Here is a 17,487-nt window from a genome sequence, read left to right on the forward strand (position 1 = left end):
TTAGTTTACTTTTACAGCGAAAAGCCCCAATTTAGCAACCCGCTGCATCGCTTCACGTAAGCGCGCTTCATCAACGAGCAGCCCCACTCGAATATAGCCTTCCCCGTATTTACCAAAGCCATTGCCCGCAGCGACTGCGATATCGGCTTTTTCAAGTAAAAGGTCAGCAAATTGCTCACTTGTATAGCCGTCTGCAACAGGCAGCCATGCAAAAAACGAGCCCTTTGGTGCGGTAATATCCCAGCCAATTTTCTGTGCTTCTTCAACGAGTACATTGCGGCGGCTTTCATAGAGCGCGCGCAGGCTTTCGACGCATGTTTGTTCCTCGTTTAATGCCGCAGCCGCTGCATGCTGAACTGCTGGGAATTGACTGCAAAATAGATGATCCTGAATAAGGTTAATCGCTTCAATCATTTTAGCATTGCCAACCGCAAAGCCGATGCGCCAGCCCGCCATATTGAAGGATTTTGATAATGTATACAATTCAATACCGACTTCCTTTGCGCCAGGTGCTTGTAAAAAGCTTGGTGGACGTTTGCCATCAAAGCCAATCGCTCCATAGGCAAAATCATGGGCAACCGCGATTTGATTATCTTTAGCGAATTGAACGGTTTCTTCAAAAAACACTTTCGTTGCGACACCACCAGTTGGATTATTTGGATAGTTTAAATACATTAATTTCGCACGTGTTTTCACTTCATCAGACAGCGCACTATAATCCGGTAAAAAGTCGTTGTGCGCCGTTAATGGGAGTGTATCGAACTGAACATCCGCAAGTGCAACGCCTGATAAATAATCCGGATAGCCTGGGTCAGGAAGCAGCATGTAATCACCAGGATTTAAGACAGCAAGCGGTAATTCCACAAGCCCGACCTTTGTACCACCAAGAATGGCTACCTCGGTATTTGGATCAATGTCAACATTGTATTCACGCTTATAAAAGTCCGCTGCTGCTTGACGTAGCTCAGCAATGCCACGAAATGGCGAGTATTTATGCGTTTGTGGATTCGTTGCTGCCACCTGTAAAGCTTCAATAATATGATCAGGCGTTGGTTGGTCGGGATTGCCTTGACCTAAATTAATGACATCACGCCCCTGTGCAAGCGCGGCATTGACCTTACCGACAAGTGCAGCGAAAAATTGAGGAGGGAGCTGCTGTAGTTTTTTCGAAAATTCCATTGTTTGTTCATCCCCTTTGTTTAGAGTGAATTAATCTTAGTACTTTTCTAGGTTTAAGTAAAGTGAAGATTATGATAATTTAGAGTGGAGTGAAATTGTTAAAGGACGGTGTTTACATATGAAAATCGGTTGTATTCAATTAAATGTAGGCTTTGGTAAAGTAGATGAAAACTATGAGCGCGCGGAAAAATGGATTCGCGAGGCGGCTGCTGGGGGTGCAGAAGTCATTGTGCTGCCCGAAATGTGGAACACGGGCTATGCGCTAGAAAAATTAGAAGAACTTGCGGATGAAAATGGCGAACGTACAAAAGCCTTTTTAGCAAAATTAACAAAAGAGCTAGCCGTACATATTGTCGGAGGTTCTGTGGCGGTCAAGCGTGATGGGCAGTTTTATAATACGATGTACACGTATAATTGTGACGGCGAATTGGTGGGCGAGTATAGCAAGGCACACTTATTCCGCCTAATGGATGAGCATTTGTATTTGCAGGCGGGTGATGAGATGAACCGTTTTGCACTCGGTGACTTACAAGCGGGCGGGGTAATTTGCTATGATATTCGTTTCCCAGAATGGCTGCGCTCCCATGCGTTAGACGGTGCGAAGGTATTGTTCGTTCCGGCACAATGGCCAACACCGCGTATCGATCATTGGAAGATTTTATTACAGGCACGTGCCATTGAAAATCAGTGCTTTGTTGTAGCGGTTAACCGTATTGCACGTAAAGTGGAGAATTTCAACGGACAGTCGATGATTATCGGGCCATGGGGTGAAGTATTATGGACAGGCGCGGAAGATGAAGAGCTAGCTATTATCGATGTAGATTTTTCAACGGTGGATGAGGTGCGAGAGCGTATTCCGGTTTATGAAGATCGCCGTCCACAGTTGTATGAAAAGGTAACAAAATAAAGTTTCGGCAGCGTATCTCCTTGTGAGGTGCGCTTTTTGTATAGCATCATTTGTAAGAAAACACACAGAATTCGAATATTTGAGACGTACAATTGTATCACTGAAAAAGAATTTTTTTTACGATATTGTGTTTTATAAAAGAACACCATATAATAAATTCGAGAAAAAGCTTTTCATATTAGGTTTTGTCCGGCAATCAATGTGTTTTTACAGAGGACATTTGTGTTATTAAATATTTTATTGGAATACTTTTTTCGACGATAGGGAGGCATCAAGCGTGAAAAAAATTATGGTGACCGGCGCATTAGGTCAAATTGGTTCAGAATTAGTAGAGAAATTACGTCATACGTATGGCGTCGACAATGTATTAGCAACAGATATTAGAAAAATAGATCAGCTTGAGGGACCATTTGAAGTGTTGGATGTAACAGATGGCAAGCGCATGCATGCACTCGCACATGATTTTGGCGCAGACACAATGATTCACATGGCGGCATTACTATCAGCAACAGCAGAAAAAAATCCAGTATTCGCATGGAATTTAAATATGGGTGGCTTAATGAATGCACTTGAAGTGGCGCGTGAACGCGAGATGCAATTTTTTACACCAAGCTCAATCGGTGCATTTGGTCCATCAACACCAAAGGACAACACACCACAAGATACATTGCAGCGCCCAACAACGATGTATGGGGTAAATAAAGTAGCTGGTGAATTGCTATGTGACTATTATTTCACACGCTTTGGTTTAGATACACGTGGTGTTCGTTTCCCAGGCTTAATTTCGTACGTAACCCCTCCAGGTGGCGGTACAACGGATTATGCGGTCGATATTTACTACAAAGCGATTGCAGATGGGCGCTACACATCTTATATTGCAGAAGGAACATATATGGATATGATGTATATGCCCGATGCACTGCAGGCGATTGTTGATTTAATGGAAGCAGACCCAGCAAAACTGATTCACCGTAATGCCTTTAATATTTCAGCAATGAGCTTTGAGCCATCACAAATCGCAGCAGAAATTAAAAAGCATCTGCCAACGTTTACGATGGACTATGAGGTCGACCCAGTGCGCCAAGCCATTGCAAACAGCTGGCCAAACGCAATCGATTCATCAGCAGCAATGCAGGAGTGGGGCTTTAAAGCAAGCTATGATTTAGAAAAAATGACTGCCGATATGCTAGAAAAGCTAAAAGTACGTTTAGATCAAAAATTAATCTAATCACAGCACGAGCACAGGGATGAAAATTCTGTGCTCGTGTTTTTTTAGATTAAGCAAATAATGTTTTATTAAACTAAATATTTACATTTTTCAGTAAATTATATTAAAATGATATTGTGGGAGATAAAAATGCCGTTATCGAAAATGGGGATTGTCGATAACAAGAGCGTTTCATACAAGGGGGAATTGGAAGATGATGATGCAAACACCGCTCGTTTTAACGGATATGTTAAAACGCGCAGAGACATATTATGCACATAAGGAGATTATTTCACGTACAAGTGACAAAATGGTTCATCGTTTAACATATGGTGAGTGGGTGAAGCGTACGCGTCAGCTGGCTCATGCACTTACAAAGCTAGGCATGGAGCGCGGAGATAAAATTGCGTCATTTGCATGGAATCAGCACCGCCATTTAGAGGCCTACTTTGCTGTGCCATGTGCGGGAGCCGTGTTACATATGGTGAACATCCGCTTATCGCCAGAGCATATTACGTACATTATTAATCATGCACAAGATAAAATACTATTAATAGATGAAGATTTAGTCCCGTTAATTGAAGAGGTGCAAGCCGAGTTAAAAACCGTGCAGCACTATATTATTATGGCGGACGGTGAGTTACCGCAAACGACATTACCGAATGCACTTTCTTATGAGGCGCTATTAGCAGAGGCAGATGAGACATTTGTATTTCCAGAGGATTTAGATGAAAATTCTCCAGCGAGTATGTGCTACACAAGTGCGACGACAGGGAATCCAAAAGGAGTTGTCTATACGCATCGTTCGTTAGTGCTGCATAGTATGACGATTTCAATGGTCGATACGATGGGGATTTCAGAGCGTGACGTGATTTTACCAATCGTCCCAATGTTCCACGTAAATGCATGGGGAATGCCATTTGCTGGCGTAAACATTGGCGCAACACAAGTACTAATCGGGCCACAATTTACACCGGATTTAATTTTAGATTTCATTGAAACGTACGGGGTAACGAAAACAGCGGGGGTACCAACAATTTGGCTAGGTGCCTTACAAGAGCAAGAAAAAAAAGCGCGTAATTTGTCTTCCTTGCAAGCCATTTTCTGTGGGGGCTCGGCATCTCCAAAAGGGCTTATTAAAAAATACGAAGAGCTTGGCATTAACTATATTGTTGTCTACGGCATGACCGAAACGTCACCGATTGTTTCCCTGTCACGTGAGCTGTCACATATGGATGGCTGGACATTAGATGAAAAGCTAGAAACGCGTGCAATGCAGGGACTAACTGTGCCCGGCATTGAATCGAGCATTGTCAATGAGCATGGCGAAGTACCTTGGGACGGTGAGACGATGGGCGAGCTGCGCTTACGTGGACCATGGATTGCAGCAGAATATTATCATGATGGGCGCACAGCGGATGCATTCAAAGACGGCTGGCTATATACAGGCGATATCGCGGTACGTTCAAAAGAGGGCTTCATTAAAATTACCGATCGCACAAAGGATTTAATTAAATCAGGGGGCGAGTGGATTTCGTCGGTGGATTTAGAAAATGCCCTAATGTCTCATGATGCCATTTTCGAAGCAGCCGTTATCGCGATTCCACATGCAAAATGGCAGGAGCGTCCACTTGCTTGCGTCGTATTAAAAAAGGATGTAGAAGTCAGAAAAGAGGAGCTAATGGAGTTTCTAGCAGGCCAATTTGCAAAATGGTGGCTACCAGATGATATTGTCTTTTTAGAGGAAATCCCAAAGACATCGGTTGGTAAGTTTTTAAAGGCCAAGCTACGTGAAAGTGTTCATGAAATTTATCCGCAGCTAACATTTTAATCGCTTTGTACTTAGAAAAAGCATGACAGAATAAAGAAAAACGGGAACAGCTCCAGATGCGAGCGTTCCCGTTTTTGCTTATCAGCTCTTTTGCTGTGAATGACCGCCAAAAAACTTTTTAATAAAGGTTAAGCCTAAATTGAACAGAAAAATAATCAATGCAACGCGGAAGAAGGCTACGAAATATTGCCAAACAGTCGTTGCATCTTTAAATAACAACGACATATCCGTTACAAGCTCATACGTAAAATAGCCCGCAACGCCGATAAATAGTAACCCCGCAAAGAAATCCTTAATATTCATGTAGACGCCTCCATTCGATAAGTTTACGATACCACATGAAGGAATTGGAAAATAGCTTAAACTGCCTCTACTTTTTTCGCCGCTTTTACTAATTGCTCGACTGTAGACCAATCATCCTCTAAAATAGCCGTGACAATTTTACTGCCGACAATGACACCATCTGCAATTTCACCAAAGCTTTTTACATGCTCAGGCGTTGAAATGCCAAAGCCTGCTAATACAGGAATCGAGCTTGCCTCTTTTAATGCCGCAAAATGCTCGGCTAGCTGAGAGGCAAAGCTTATGCGTTCACCTGTAATGCCGTTTACTGTAACCGCATAAATAAAGCCTTCACTTGCTCGCGCTAATTTTTTCACCCGTTCAGGTGGGCTTGTTAAGGAAACGAGTTGAACAAGCGCGATATTTTGCTGCTTTAACGCAGGGTGAATGACATCACTTTCCTCGTAGGGCATATCCGGCACGATGACGCCCTTAATACCAGCAAGGCGTGCATCTCGCGCGAAAGCATCAATACCATATGCCAAGATTGGGTTTAAGTATGTCATCATCACAAGCGGTACCGTAATGTCATCGACAAAGCTTGTTAGCTGTGCGATGACCTTCTTTAATGTGACACCGTGACTAAGCGCACGTTCACCGGCCTTTTCAATTGTTGGACCATCTGCTACAGGGTCTGTAAAAGGAATCCCAACTTCAATGGCAGATACCCCTAATTTCTGTAGCTTTAAAATGGTTGGCTTTAATGTTGCAAGTCCACCATCGCCCGCCATAATATAGGGCACAAATGCTTTATCACCAGTTGCTAAGACGTTTTCAAGATGTGCTTGTAATGTCATGCGTGGTCACCTCCAAGCTTTTCGATTAACGTGTGTACATCCTTATCGCCACGACCAGATAGACAAACGACGATCAGCTCATCTTGCGGACGCGTTTTGGCATATTCCGCAGCATAGTAGACGGCATGCGCACTTTCTAAGGCAGGTAAAATACCTTCAGTTTCGCAAAGCAGCTTCACGCCCTCTAATGCTTGGCTATCCGTAACAGAAGGGTACTTCGCGCGGCCTGTTTCATGTAAATAACAGTGTTCAGGACCAACGCCAGGATAATCCAATCCCGCTGAAATCGAATGTGCCTCTTGTACGAAGCCATTATCATCCTGTAGTAAATACATTAGCGCACCGTGTAATACACCTGTTTTCCCAACATGAATCGCTGCAGCATGCTGATCGGTATCTACACCAGCACCAGCTGCTTCAATGCCGTATAGCGCTACCTCTTTGTCGTTCACAAATGGATAGAACATGCCGATTGCGTTACTCCCACCACCGATACATGCAATGACGGTGTCTGGTAAACGACCTTCTTGCTGTAAAATTTGGGCACGTGTTTCATCACCAATGACACGCTGGAAATCGCGAACAATCGTCGGGAATGGGTGAGGACCAAGCGCTGAGCCTAAAATATAATGCGTATCGTCAATATGTGTAACCCAGTGACGTAACGCTTCATTTACAGCGTCTTTTAATGTGGCCGAGCCTTTTTCGACCGCTACGACCTTTGTGCCAAGGAGCTCCATACGGAATACATTTAACTGTTGGCGGCGTACATCTTCTGCGCCCATATAGACGATACATTCCATATCAAGTAGCGCACAGGCAGTTGCTGTGGCCACACCGTGCTGACCCGCGCCTGTTTCTGCGACTATTTTCTTTTTGCCCATACGTTTAGCAAGGAGTGCTTGACCGATTGCGTTATTAATTTTATGAGCACCTGTATGATTTAAGTCTTCACGCTTTAAGTAAATTTTTGCACCACCCATTTTTGCACTTAAACGTTCTGCGTAATAAAGCGGTGTTTCGCGTCCGACATATTGCTTTAAATAGTAAGCGAGCTCCTCTTGAAAGGCGGGGTCATGTTTTGCCTGTTCATAGGCTGCTTCAAGCTCGGCCAGTGGGGTCATTAATGTTTCGGGAACAAACTGACCACCGAATTGTCCGAAGCGTCCTTTTTCTGCTGTCATAAAATAAATTCTCCTTTCGCACATTCCACAAAGCGTTTGATCTTTTCTATGTCTTTGCGTCCATCAATTTCCACGCCGCTCGATACATCGACTGCAAAGGGTTGGACTAACATCGTTGCAATGCCGACGTTTTCTTCCGTTAAACCACCGGCTAAAATAACCTTGTCTAACGGGATATTCACATCATCTAATAGCGTCCAATCAAAGGAATTTCCACTGCCACCGCGGAAATCTGTGCCTGGTGCATCAAATAGGTAGTAATCAATCGTATAAGTCGAAGCCCGCTTGACATCCTCCTTTGTGCGAATCGAGAATGCTTTAATAGCAGGCAGTCCAATCGCTGCAATTTGTTCAGCTGATTCATCCCCATGATATTGAATGAAATCGAGTCCAACTAGCTCGGCAATCTGCTTAATTATTTCGGGCTTTTCATTTACAAAGACCCCCACTTTTTTCACATTGGGCGGGATATGCTGAGCAAGTACGATTGCTTGTTCTATCGTAATGCGGCGTTTACTCGGTGCAAACATAAGCCCGATAAAATCCGCGCCCGCTTCAACAGCTGCTTGTATATGTTCAGCCTCTTTTAAACCGCATATTTTCACTTTTGTCATGTTTTATTCGCCAACCTTTGTTGAAAGTTTGATTTGTAGTGCTTGTAATGCTGTTTGGACATCGCCACTACGCATGAGCGATTCGCCAACTAATACAGCTCGCGCGCCAGCATTTGCTACATACTGGGCATCTTCCTTATTCCAAATCCCGCTTTCGCTAATAAAGGCGATGTTGGATGAAGGCAGATGCTGTGCAATTTCACGTGTTTTCGTCAATGAAACATCAAAGGTTTTCAAATTTCGATTATTGACGCCGATAATCCTCGCACCAATATGGACAGCGCGCTGTAATTCTTCTGGATCATGCACTTCTACAAGCACCTCTAAACCGAGGCTTGTTGCGTACGTATAAAGTGCCTGTAGTTGCTCATCGGTTAATGCCGCAACAATGAGTAAAATGACGGAAGCACCAGCTGCCTTTGCATAATCAATTTGTACCTCATGAATGATGAAGTCCTTACACAAAACAGGGATGGAAACGGCCTGTGCAACCGCGTTTAAATCATGGAAGCTCCCTTTGAAGAAGGCTTGCTCCGTTAAGACCGAAATACAGGCTGCCCCCGCCACTTCATACTGTGTTGCTTGTTCAACAGGATCAATATGTGTGGCGATATCTCCTTTAGAAGGAGAGGCGCGCTTCATTTCGGAAATGACTTGTAGGGTGTTGCTCGTCATTAATGTTTCATAAAGGGAAGGGCGCACGTTTGTCACGGCTGGAAAGCTTGGTGTTTGTGCAAGTAGCCCTGGTAATTCTGATTTTTTTTGTTCGATAATTTTATTTAAAATCGTCATTTTGCTGATTCCTCCTGAACGACTTGCTTACTATAAGCAACAACATTTTCAAGCTTTTCGAGTGCACGACCGGAAAGAATACTGTCCTTTGCCATGTCGATGCCTTCCTTCATAGTGTCGGCTAAGCCATATGCGAAAAAGCCAATGCCGGCATTAAGTATGACCGTATCGAAATAAACGCTTTGCTTTCCTTTTAAAAGCTCGCGCATAATTACAGCATTTTCAGCGGGTGTGCCTCCACGAATGGCTGAAAGTGGCTGCGGTGTTAAGCCGACATCTTCTGCACGTAATTTAAAGGGAATAATATCGCCTCGATCAAGCAGGACAAATGTATTTTCCCCATCCAGTGACGCTTCATCCATGCCTTGTGAGCCAGATACAACAATGGCGCGTTCACGTCCAAGCATATGCAACACTTCCGCATAATCCGTCGTAAAGTTTGGACGATTAATGCCAACAAATTGTGTTTTCAATGGCACGGGATTAGTTAATGGGCCAACTAAGTTAAAAATCGTCGGCTTGCCAAGTGCTTGGCGAACCTCACCAATGCGCTTTAATTTTGGGTGCATATTCGGTGCGTGTAAAAAGGCGATGCCATGTAATTTTAAAAGCTCTGTTGTTTGTGCAGTATTGGGAAGCAATGTAATGCCAAGTGCCTCTAATACGTCTGAGCTACCAGAGGCACTGGAGATTTTACGATTGCCGTGCTTGGCGACTAAAATGCCACCACCTGCTAAAACGAATGCAGCTGTTGTACTAATGTTGAAGCTTTGCAAGCCATCGCCGCCTGTACCGCAGTTGTCGATATAAATACCTTCAGGTGCATCCACCGCTACAGCATGGGATTTCATTACATGTGCTAGGCCTGCCACTTCATGTGCTGTAACCCCTTTATCATTCATCGCCAATAAAAACGAGGCGATTTGCTCTTTTGGTGTTTGTTCATTAAAAATGATTTGCGCGGCTTGTTGCATTTCCTCAAACACTAAATGCTCCTGACGCGAAATTTGTTCAATATATGAAATTAACGTCATTGTGAAGTCATCCTTTCAAAAGCGTTTCGAATGGTACGCCTGTAGTTAAATTTGATTGAATTTGTGCCGTGTCGCCCGTAATGGTAATCATCTTTTCAGGTGTTATGAAATCGACCTGTCCGTTAAAGCCGATATAGCCAATTAACCCTTGCGCTGGCTTCAATGCCTTGACGACATCAATCGCGTGGCTTGTTGGGCTGAGTTCACCGCATTGTACCGTATTTGCGGTATAGGTCGAGCTTTGGCAAAAACGCTCGATGGATGGCGCTTCAGTAGTTACTGAAAGCGCACCATCCTGAACCTGTAGATAATTGTGCTCGGATGTCCCAACAATCGTGCAATCATCGAATTCCAAGTAGTACATATAAGGTGCGGCATGCTCGACACGTAGCTTACGGTAAAGTGCAAATGCATCACCTGAGAACTGTGCTTGGTATTGGCCTTCTGCTAGGGATTCCATACGATGAAGGGTGTATGACGTTTCCTTCGTTGTTGGATTGGCAAATAGCTCGTCGATAAAAGCATCGATATTTGGCTCCTTTTGCTCGGCTTCGATATTGGTATGAAACACGGCAATTTCATCTGTTAAATGATCGAAAATGACGAGCGTATCATAAATATGAAACTGTAATGCAGGTAGCCCTTTTGGCGCAGCCTCAATATAGCCAATCCCCCCACCTGTGAACGGGTATTCTGTATGAGACGATACACGTGGCATCACTTGCTTTAATAGGGCAATCAATTCGCCCTCGTACGTATATTGTTTATTTGTTAAATGCGATAAATCGATTAATTGCTCCTGCTCACCACGATAGGTTTTTCGAGGACTGATGCCAATAAACGAGTAGCGCCCGTGACCTTCATATTTCATGGAACTTTCTAATAAAAATTTTCGTTCACCTTGCAAACGCTGGAAAATGGAAATAGGTGTTAGTAAATCACCGTTTACTTTTTTCATTGACGTGCGAAAGCGCTGTTTAATGGACATCTGTATACACTCCTCTTAAATAAAATAAAAAAGTCCCCAGCAAAAGAATCGCTTTTGCTGAGGACGATAAAAGACCGCGTTGCCACCTCGATTGAAGTAAATAACTTACTTCCACTCAACCTGATAACGGCAGGGAACCGTCCGCTGACTCATGCCAGCAGCTTTCATAAGGCCCATTCACATTGTACTTTTGACGCATTCACACCAACCATGCGTTCTCTTAGCAAAAGTATCAATATTACTCCTCTTACTCGACAATTTACTATGCTCATCTCAAACTAAACTCAAACGGTGGTCGTGCTCTCACAACCTGCTACCGTGAATATCAAAATAGAATAAACTTATTTTAACACTGAAATTCGAAAAGTCAAACAATTCTAAAATTTAATTATAATTAATAAAAAACCAGCTAGCCCAAACTAACTGGTGAAACGATCTATAATTATATTAATTTTTTAAAATCAAGTCGTTTATTCAATGTATACATAATCGGCGCACCGACAATCAGTACAACGAATTCGCCTGCAGCCACCGTTAACCAAGTCCATAGGAATGGCAACTCCAATGCTAAGTTTAACTCAAACGCAATGATGAACATCGTAAACGTAAATAACAATGAGTTAATAATAAGGCGTGCAGCAATGTTTTTCACAAATTTGCAAATCAAAATAAAGATACCAAGTGTGACAGCAGAATGAATAACGCCAAACACCAGGTCGTACCAGCCAAGTGGCGAGAACATATTGGAGATGAATACTCCTAAAATAATCCCACCGGCAAAGCGTGGATTAAATGCTACTAAATGATTAAACATTTCAGAAATACGAAATTGTACCTCCGTAAATCCGAATGGTGCAACAAGCATTGTCACAGCAATATAAAGCGCCGCAATAATCCCAGTTGTTGCTAAAAATTTGACTTTCATATTCAATTCCTCCTAGTTTTTTTACGTGGGATGGTTACGAACCACGTGAAGCAACTGCAATCATAGCAATAACGTCTGCAAATGTAAATAAATATAGCCCCAAATATAAATAGTAGAAATTTTTTTATAATTATATCGTGCAGTATTCAAAAGTAGCTACAGTTGTATTACAATAATGACGGATTGATTAAGTTTGTATTTTATTGGATAATAAGTAGAATTTATCACTCCGTATGTAATAGGAAATCGATTCTATTTAGAATAAAAGCTGTAGAGCTATTTGGGGGAAATAACATGAATATTATTGAAGCATTAGCGATGTCGGCTCCGTATATTCACGCGGCATTAAAGGAAGAAGCAATTGTTGCTGTATGCGATAAAAGCACAGAAACAATCGTGAAATATTTAAAAGGTAAGCGCGTGGACTCGGGTTATAAGGACGGAGAAAAAGTAAACGCTAGCGACACAAATGTCTATACAGCATTTAATGGACAAAATGCAGACGTGATTATTTCGGAAGATGTGTATGGTGTGGCGATTAACGCGTTTGCATTTCCAATCCGTGAAAATGGCCAAGTAGTCGGGGCATTAGCATTCGGTTTACCGATTGATAAAGAACAAGAATTAGAAAAGTACATGGATGGTATCTCACGCATTATTCATAATTTACAAGATAATGTGCATACGCTGGCGTCTCATTCGGAAGAGCTTGCCGCGACGAGCGAAGAGATTAATAAGCAAACACAGGTAGCATTGGACGATGCCGAAAAATCAAATGGTGTCACATCATTAATTAAAAATATTTCGCGTCAAACGAACTTACTTGGCTTAAATGCATCGATTGAGGCTGCGCGTGCAGGTCAGCATGGTGCCGGATTTAATATTGTGGCGCAAGAAGTCCGCAAATTATCATTTGAAACATCTACAGCTACCGAAAATATTGAAGCATCACTACATAGCATTAACCTAAATTTATCGAATTTAATGCAAAATATGGGGCAAATCAATTCAGCATCAAACGAACAGGCACAATTAATTCAAGATTTTAGTGAAGTTATCGATGAATTAAGCAACTTAAGTAAAGAAATGAAAGTATTCATGCATAATGCATTGAAATAGTATAAACAGCGAATGAGCGCAAAGTCCGTTCATTCGTTTTTTTGTTCATGGAATCGACAAATAAGAGAAGAATCATGATGCTACGCCGCAAGATACGACAAATTGACTGCTAAATTGTGAATATTGAATTCAGAACATTCCAAATGTTATTGACTATCTGAATTTGAAAGGGTAATATATTTTTAATTCAGACTTTATCTAAATGAAGTATGACGCTTTAAATCGACAGAGAAGAAATAGGGGGACATTTCAAAATGAAACGCAATTTACTGAAGCTATCATTCGTATTATTCGGACTTCTGTTTGTATTAGCAGCATGTGGTGGAGAAGAGAAAGAAACTTCTTCTACTGGCGGCGCTGGGGAAACAGGAGCATCAAAAACATTTAAAATCGGTACAACTCAAATTGTAGAGCATCCATCTTTAGATGCAGCAAGTAAAGGGTTTAAAAAGGCTATTGAAGATGCTGGCATTAAAGCCGAGTATGTTGATGAATCAGCAAACGGTGATAACAGTAACAATATGACAATTGCACAAAAACTAGTAAGTGAAAACGTAGATTTAATATTTGCGAACTCAACACCATCAGCACAGGCGGCAAAAAGTGCAACAGCGGATATTCCGATTATCTTTACTTCTGTAACAGATGCCATTGGAGCAGAGTTAATTGATTCGATGGAGCAACCAGGCGCAAACGTTACAGGGACAATCGATTTACACCCAGAAACAATGCCAAAAACAGTGGCATTCTTAAAAGAACTAGGTGCGAAAAATGTTGGAATGATCTATAACGCGGGCGAGCAAAACTCAGTCGCACAAATTGCAGCAGTAAAAGAATTAGCTGCAAAAGAAGGCGTAACAATCGTGGATGCAGCGGTATCTGCTTCTTCAGAAGTAAAGCAAGCAGCGGAATCATTAATCGGTAAAGTAGATGCATTCTACGTAGTAACAGATAATACAGTGGTTTCGGCATTAGAATCAGTAGTAGATGTAGCAAATACCAACACATTACCGTTAATCGTTGGGGAGTTAGATTCTGTTGAGCGCGGTGGTTTAGCAGCATACGGTTTCGACTACTTCGATATCGGTTATGAAGCAGGTCAAATGGCAGCACAAGTATTATTAGAAGGTAAAACACCTGCTGATATTCCTTCTGCTTATCCTGCAAATTTAAAATTAGTTATTAATAAAGCAGTTGCAGAAAGCTTAGACTTAAAAGTGAAGCCTGAGTGGGAAGCAGAAGTAAAATAATTTTTCATTCGCGCTTGGCAATTCAGGCGCGAATACTTATTTAAAGAAAAGATTAGGAGATGATTCGAGATGTTTACAGCTTTGTTTGGTTCAGTGGAGCAAGGGATCATCTATGCAATTATGGCACTTGGCGTGTATTTAACATTCCGCGTGCTAGATTTTCCGGATTTAACCGTTGATGGAAGCTTTGTAACGGGGGCAGGGACAGCCGCGATGATGATCGTACTAGGCTACAATCCAATACTCGCAACATTAGTGGCAACAATTGCTGGATTTATTGCTGGATGTATGACCGGGATTTTACATACAAAGGGGAAAATTAACCCATTATTATCCGGGATTTTAATGATGATTGCGCTGTACTCGATTAATCTGCGCATTATGGGATTAAGCTCGGATTCTGGTGTCACTCGTCCCAATATTCCACTATTAAATTCAGAAACAATTTTCTCAATGTTTGGCAACTTTTGGTCGGGGCTTGGTATTGATAGCGCCTTATCAAGCATGCTGAAATCAATGGGCGTTCAATCCATCCCATCTACATGGGGCGTCTTAGTATTAATGCTGATTGTAACGATGATGATTAAGTTCATTGTAGACTGGTTCTTAAAAACAGAAGTAGGTCTTGCCATCCGTGCAACAGGGGACAATAAGCGCATGATTCGTAGCTTCTCTGCCAATACCGACTCACTAATCATTTTAGGCTTAGGGCTATCCAATGCGATGGTGGCATTATCAGGCGCATTAATTGCTCAGTATACAAAATTCGCGGATGTTGGTTTGGGGATTGGGATGATTGTAGTCGGCTTAGCTTCTGTTATTATAGGGGAAGCTATTTTCGGTACAAAATCGATTGTCCGTATTACATTTGCGGTGATCGCTGGTGCTGTTATTTACCGCATTATTTACGCATTAGCACTGCGCGTAAAATGGTTAGATTCTGGGGATATGAAGCTCATTACGGCATTGATCGTTATTTTAGCATTAGTCATTCCGCAAATTGTCAGCAAGTATAAAGAAAAGAAACGAAAAGCGCGTCGTTTAGAAGAACGATTAGCTACCCAAAAAGCAAACGTAGAGCAGGGAGGTAAGGGCCTTGCTTAAATTAGATGGCATCAACAAAGTATTTAACGAAGGTACACCAGACGAAAAAATTGCCTTAGACAATATTAACTTACATTTAGCACCTGGCGATTTTGTAACGATTATCGGCAGTAACGGTGCAGGGAAATCCACGATGATGAACATGATTTCTGGTGCACTGACACCGGATTTTGGTTCCGTTATGATTGATGGCAATGATTTAACTCGTTTACCAGAATATAAGCGTGCGGTGCATATTGGCCGCGTGTTCCAAGATCCAATGGCCGGTACAGCACCAACTATGACAGTTGAAGAAAACTTGGCGATTGCCTATTCACGTAACACGAAGCGTGGTTTACGTTTTGGAGTCGATAAAAAGCGCCGTGAGTTTTTCAAAACATCATTAGAAAAGCTACACTTAAACTTAGAAAACCGTTTGTCGGCAAAAGTGGGATTGCTATCAGGTGGGGAACGCCAAGCCTTAAGCCTGCTCATGGCAACCTTCACAAAGCCGTCCATCTTACTGTTAGATGAGCATACAGCAGCACTAGACCCATCGCGTGCCGAGCTCATTACCAACCTAACGAAAGAGCTTGTGGAAGAAAGTAAGCTTACGACCCTGATGGTAACGCATAATATGCAGCAAGCGCTAGATTTAGGGAATCGTTTAATTATGATGGATAAAGGTCAAATCATTTTAAAGGTAGAGGAAGACCGCAAGCCGCATTTAACGATTCCAGATTTAATGGCAGAGTTCGAAAGTATCCGTGGTGAAAAGATGAACTCGGATCGCGCATTATTAGGATAATTTAAAAATCTCTAGCTGTCTTTTGGCAGGCTAGAGATTTTTTTGCAAAAAAATACCCGCTACTTATAAAAGTAACGGGTACAAAGCTTAGACAAGTAGCGCAAATAATGTACTGTCTTTATTGACTTCCTTATATTCAAAGCCGTTTGCACGCATACGCTCCACTAAACCAGCGTGATCATCCGGGTGGCCAATTTCGATGCCGACAAGTGCCGGGCCGCTTTCTTTGTTATTTTTCTTCGTATATTCAAAGGTTGTAATATCATCATTTGGTCCAAGCACCTCGGTTAAAAACTGACGAAGTGCACCTGAACGTTGTGGGAAGCTAACGATGTAGTAATGGAGCAGCCCTTCGTAAATTAACGAGCGTTCCTTAATTTCCTGCATGCGCCCGATGTCATTATTGCCTCCAGAAATAATGACTACGACTGATTTTCCACGAATTTGCTCGGCATAAAAATCAAGTGCCGCTACGGATAATGCGCCAGCAGGTTCTGCGATAATCGCATGCTTGTTATATAAATCTAAGATGGTTGTACACACTTTGCCCTCAGGTACAGATACGATATCGTCTAAATACGTACGACATACTTGATACGTATCATTGCCAACGCATTTCACCGCAGCTCCATCAACAAATTTATCAATCGAATTTAGTGCAACCGGACCTTCATTATCAAAAGCCGATTTCATGCTTATTGCGCCAGCAGGTTCCACACCAATTACTTGACTAGTTGGTGATAAGTTTTTCACATAAGCGGACACACCCGACATTAAGCCACCGCCGCCAATGCTACCGAAAATATAGTCAATCGGCTCCTCGATATCGTTCATAATTTCCACCGCGACCGTACCTTGACCGGCCATTACGTCATAATCATCAAATGGGTGAATGAAAATCTGATTATTTTCTTCGCAATAAGCAATTGCACTTTCAGCAGAATCGTCAAATGTATCGCCAGCGAGGATGATTTCAACAAAGCTACGTCCAAACATGCGCACCTGATCAATTTTTTGCTTTGGCGTCGTTTTTGGCATAAAAATAGTAGCCTTAATTTCGAGCTTGGCACAGGCATAAGCAACTCCTTGTGCGTGGTTGCCAGCGCTTGCACATACGACACCCGAAGCACGCGCCTCATCTTCAATTTTTTTGATTTTATAGTAAGCACCACGCAATTTGAAGGAACGAACATGCTGTAAGTCCTCACGCTTGAAATAAATTTTTGCGCCATATTTTTCTGATAAATAGTCATTTAACTGTAGTGGCGTATGTACAACAACATCCTTTAAAAAATGATGTGCAATTAATACGTTTTCCACCGCAATGGTTTTAGGTTGAGCAACTTCCATCTCCATGTAACCTCCGTCATCTGTGTAAAGATTACATTATTTTATCATAAAACGGACAATTAATGTTGTAAAAATTC

The 17,487-nt window shown here is 42.2% G+C and carries 17 protein-coding genes, 1 riboswitch and 1 other annotated feature; of the genes, 7 read left to right on the forward strand and 10 right to left on the reverse strand.

Going from position 1 to position 17,487, the window contains the following annotated elements:
* Positions 1 to 1,179: a pyridoxal phosphate-dependent aminotransferase gene (locus MKX47_RS02270; RefSeq protein ID WP_340770648.1), complete on the reverse strand. Its 1,179-nt coding sequence runs from the start codon at positions 1,177 to 1,179 to the stop codon at positions 1 to 3.
* A gap of 118 nt (positions 1,180 to 1,297) precedes the next feature.
* Between MKX47_RS02270 and MKX47_RS02275 the strand changes: the two genes are divergently transcribed.
* From MKX47_RS02275 to MKX47_RS02285, 3 genes are all read left to right on the forward strand, one after another.
* Positions 1,298 to 2,086, forward strand: coding sequence for a carbon-nitrogen family hydrolase (locus tag MKX47_RS02275; RefSeq protein ID WP_340770649.1), 789 nt, complete (start codon positions 1,298 to 1,300; stop codon positions 2,084 to 2,086).
* A gap of 277 nt (positions 2,087 to 2,363) precedes the next feature.
* Positions 2,364 to 3,314, forward strand: coding sequence for an L-threonine 3-dehydrogenase (locus MKX47_RS02280; protein ID WP_340770651.1), 951 nt, complete (start codon positions 2,364 to 2,366; stop codon positions 3,312 to 3,314).
* 196 nt (positions 3,315 to 3,510) lie between these two features.
* Positions 3,511 to 5,124: a long-chain fatty acid--CoA ligase gene (locus MKX47_RS02285; protein ID WP_340777689.1), complete on the forward strand. Its 1,614-nt coding sequence runs from the start codon at positions 3,511 to 3,513 to the stop codon at positions 5,122 to 5,124.
* Positions 5,125 to 5,205: 81 nt separating this feature from the next.
* On the opposite strand, the gene MKX47_RS02290 is transcribed toward MKX47_RS02285, so the two are convergent.
* The 8 genes from MKX47_RS02290 to MKX47_RS02325 all read right to left on the reverse strand — a co-directional run bounded on the left by MKX47_RS02290 (position 5,206) and on the right by MKX47_RS02325 (position 11,800).
* Entirely contained in the window at positions 5,206 to 5,427 is a 222-nt protein-coding gene (locus tag MKX47_RS02290; protein WP_340770652.1) for a sulfate permease, read from the reverse strand.
* 56 nt (positions 5,428 to 5,483) lie between these two features.
* Positions 5,484 to 6,263 carry a tryptophan synthase subunit alpha gene (trpA, locus tag MKX47_RS02295; protein WP_340770654.1) on the reverse strand — a complete coding sequence of 260 codons (780 nt, stop codon included), beginning with the start codon at positions 6,261 to 6,263 and terminating at the stop codon, positions 5,484 to 5,486.
* A complete protein-coding gene (gene trpB / locus MKX47_RS02300) occupies positions 6,260 to 7,447 on the reverse strand; it encodes a tryptophan synthase subunit beta (protein WP_340770656.1) in 1,188 nt (395 codons plus the stop codon). The genes trpA and trpB overlap by 4 nt, the downstream gene beginning before the upstream one ends.
* Positions 7,444 to 8,061, reverse strand: a complete 618-nt coding sequence (locus MKX47_RS02305; protein WP_340770658.1) for a phosphoribosylanthranilate isomerase — start codon at positions 8,059 to 8,061, stop codon at positions 7,444 to 7,446. Before MKX47_RS02305 ends, trpB begins: the two co-directional genes overlap by 4 nt.
* A 3-nt stretch (positions 8,062 to 8,064) precedes the next feature.
* Positions 8,065 to 8,853: an indole-3-glycerol phosphate synthase TrpC gene (gene trpC, locus MKX47_RS02310; RefSeq protein ID WP_340770659.1), complete on the reverse strand. Its 789-nt coding sequence runs from the start codon at positions 8,851 to 8,853 to the stop codon at positions 8,065 to 8,067.
* On the reverse strand, positions 8,850 to 9,887 hold the full coding sequence (gene trpD / locus MKX47_RS02315) for an anthranilate phosphoribosyltransferase (RefSeq protein ID WP_340770662.1): 1,038 nt from the start codon (positions 9,885 to 9,887) through the stop codon (positions 8,850 to 8,852). Before trpD ends, trpC begins: the two co-directional genes overlap by 4 nt.
* A gap of 7 nt (positions 9,888 to 9,894) precedes the next feature.
* Entirely contained in the window at positions 9,895 to 10,875 is a 981-nt protein-coding gene (locus MKX47_RS02320) for a metal ABC transporter ATP-binding protein (protein ID WP_340770664.1), read from the reverse strand.
* A gap of 56 nt (positions 10,876 to 10,931) precedes the next feature.
* Positions 10,932 to 11,139 (reverse strand) — a binding site (T-box leader).
* A gap of 178 nt (positions 11,140 to 11,317) precedes the next feature.
* Entirely contained in the window at positions 11,318 to 11,800 is a 483-nt protein-coding gene (locus MKX47_RS02325; RefSeq protein WP_340770670.1) for a QueT transporter family protein, read from the reverse strand.
* Between the two features lie 6 nt (positions 11,801 to 11,806).
* Positions 11,807 to 11,851: riboswitch (PreQ1 riboswitch) on the reverse strand.
* A 243-nt stretch (positions 11,852 to 12,094) separates the two neighbouring features.
* Here MKX47_RS02325 and MKX47_RS02330 point away from each other — a divergent pair.
* The 4 genes from MKX47_RS02330 to MKX47_RS02345 all read left to right on the forward strand — a co-directional run bounded on the left by MKX47_RS02330 (position 12,095) and on the right by MKX47_RS02345 (position 16,060).
* The gene (locus tag MKX47_RS02330; protein ID WP_340770671.1) at positions 12,095 to 12,919 is read left to right on the forward strand and encodes a methyl-accepting chemotaxis protein; all 825 of its coding nucleotides are present in this window, start codon (positions 12,095 to 12,097) and stop codon (positions 12,917 to 12,919) included.
* A 254-nt stretch (positions 12,920 to 13,173) separates the two neighbouring features.
* Positions 13,174 to 14,169 (forward strand): ABC transporter substrate-binding protein, encoded by a 996-nt coding sequence (locus MKX47_RS02335; protein WP_340770673.1) that lies wholly within the window; start codon positions 13,174 to 13,176, stop codon positions 14,167 to 14,169.
* A gap of 69 nt (positions 14,170 to 14,238) precedes the next feature.
* Positions 14,239 to 15,273, forward strand: a complete 1,035-nt coding sequence (locus MKX47_RS02340) for an ABC transporter permease (RefSeq protein ID WP_340770677.1) — start codon at positions 14,239 to 14,241, stop codon at positions 15,271 to 15,273.
* Positions 15,266 to 16,060, forward strand: a complete 795-nt coding sequence (locus MKX47_RS02345; RefSeq protein ID WP_340770679.1) for an ABC transporter ATP-binding protein — start codon at positions 15,266 to 15,268, stop codon at positions 16,058 to 16,060. The genes MKX47_RS02340 and MKX47_RS02345 overlap by 8 nt, the downstream gene beginning before the upstream one ends.
* An 87-nt stretch (positions 16,061 to 16,147) precedes the next feature.
* Here MKX47_RS02345 and ilvA read toward each other — a convergent pair whose 3' ends face one another.
* Positions 16,148 to 17,410 (reverse strand): threonine ammonia-lyase IlvA, encoded by a 1,263-nt coding sequence (gene ilvA / locus MKX47_RS02350; protein WP_340777692.1) that lies wholly within the window; start codon positions 17,408 to 17,410, stop codon positions 16,148 to 16,150.
* Positions 17,411 to 17,487 lie beyond the last annotated feature (77 nt).

The sequence above is a fragment of the Solibacillus sp. FSL R7-0668 genome (assembly GCF_038006205.1).
GTDB lineage: Bacteria > Bacillota > Bacilli > Bacillales_A > Planococcaceae > Solibacillus.

Coding starts and splice junctions, on each gene's coding strand:
- MKX47_RS02270 (WP_340770648.1), bottom strand. CDS start 1,179: ATGGAATTTTCGAAAAAACTACAGCAGCTCCCTCCTCAATTTTTCGCT.
- MKX47_RS02275 (WP_340770649.1), top strand. CDS start 1,298: ATGAAAATCGGTTGTATTCAATTAAATGTAGGCTTTGGTAAAGTAGAT.
- MKX47_RS02285 (WP_340777689.1), top strand. CDS start 3,511: ATGATGCAAACACCGCTCGTTTTAACGGATATGTTAAAACGCGCAGAG.
- MKX47_RS02290 (WP_340770652.1), bottom strand. CDS start 5,427: ATGAATATTAAGGATTTCTTTGCGGGGTTACTATTTATCGGCGTTGCG.
- trpA (WP_340770654.1), bottom strand. CDS start 6,263: ATGACATTACAAGCACATCTTGAAAACGTCTTAGCAACTGGTGATAAA.
- trpB (WP_340770656.1), bottom strand. CDS start 7,447: ATGACAGCAGAAAAAGGACGCTTCGGACAATTCGGTGGTCAGTTTGTT.
- MKX47_RS02305 (WP_340770658.1), bottom strand. CDS start 8,061: ATGACAAAAGTGAAAATATGCGGTTTAAAAGAGGCTGAACATATACAA.
- trpC (WP_340770659.1), bottom strand. CDS start 8,853: ATGACGATTTTAAATAAAATTATCGAACAAAAAAAATCAGAATTACCA.
- trpD (WP_340770662.1), bottom strand. CDS start 9,887: ATGACGTTAATTTCATATATTGAACAAATTTCGCGTCAGGAGCATTTA.
- MKX47_RS02320 (WP_340770664.1), bottom strand. CDS start 10,875: ATGTCCATTAAACAGCGCTTTCGCACGTCAATGAAAAAAGTAAACGGT.
- MKX47_RS02325 (WP_340770670.1), bottom strand. CDS start 11,800: ATGAAAGTCAAATTTTTAGCAACAACTGGGATTATTGCGGCGCTTTAT.
- MKX47_RS02330 (WP_340770671.1), top strand. CDS start 12,095: ATGAATATTATTGAAGCATTAGCGATGTCGGCTCCGTATATTCACGCG.
- MKX47_RS02335 (WP_340770673.1), top strand. CDS start 13,174: ATGAAACGCAATTTACTGAAGCTATCATTCGTATTATTCGGACTTCTG.
- MKX47_RS02340 (WP_340770677.1), top strand. CDS start 14,239: ATGTTTACAGCTTTGTTTGGTTCAGTGGAGCAAGGGATCATCTATGCA.
- ilvA (WP_340777692.1), bottom strand. CDS start 17,410: ATGGAAGTTGCTCAACCTAAAACCATTGCGGTGGAAAACGTATTAATT.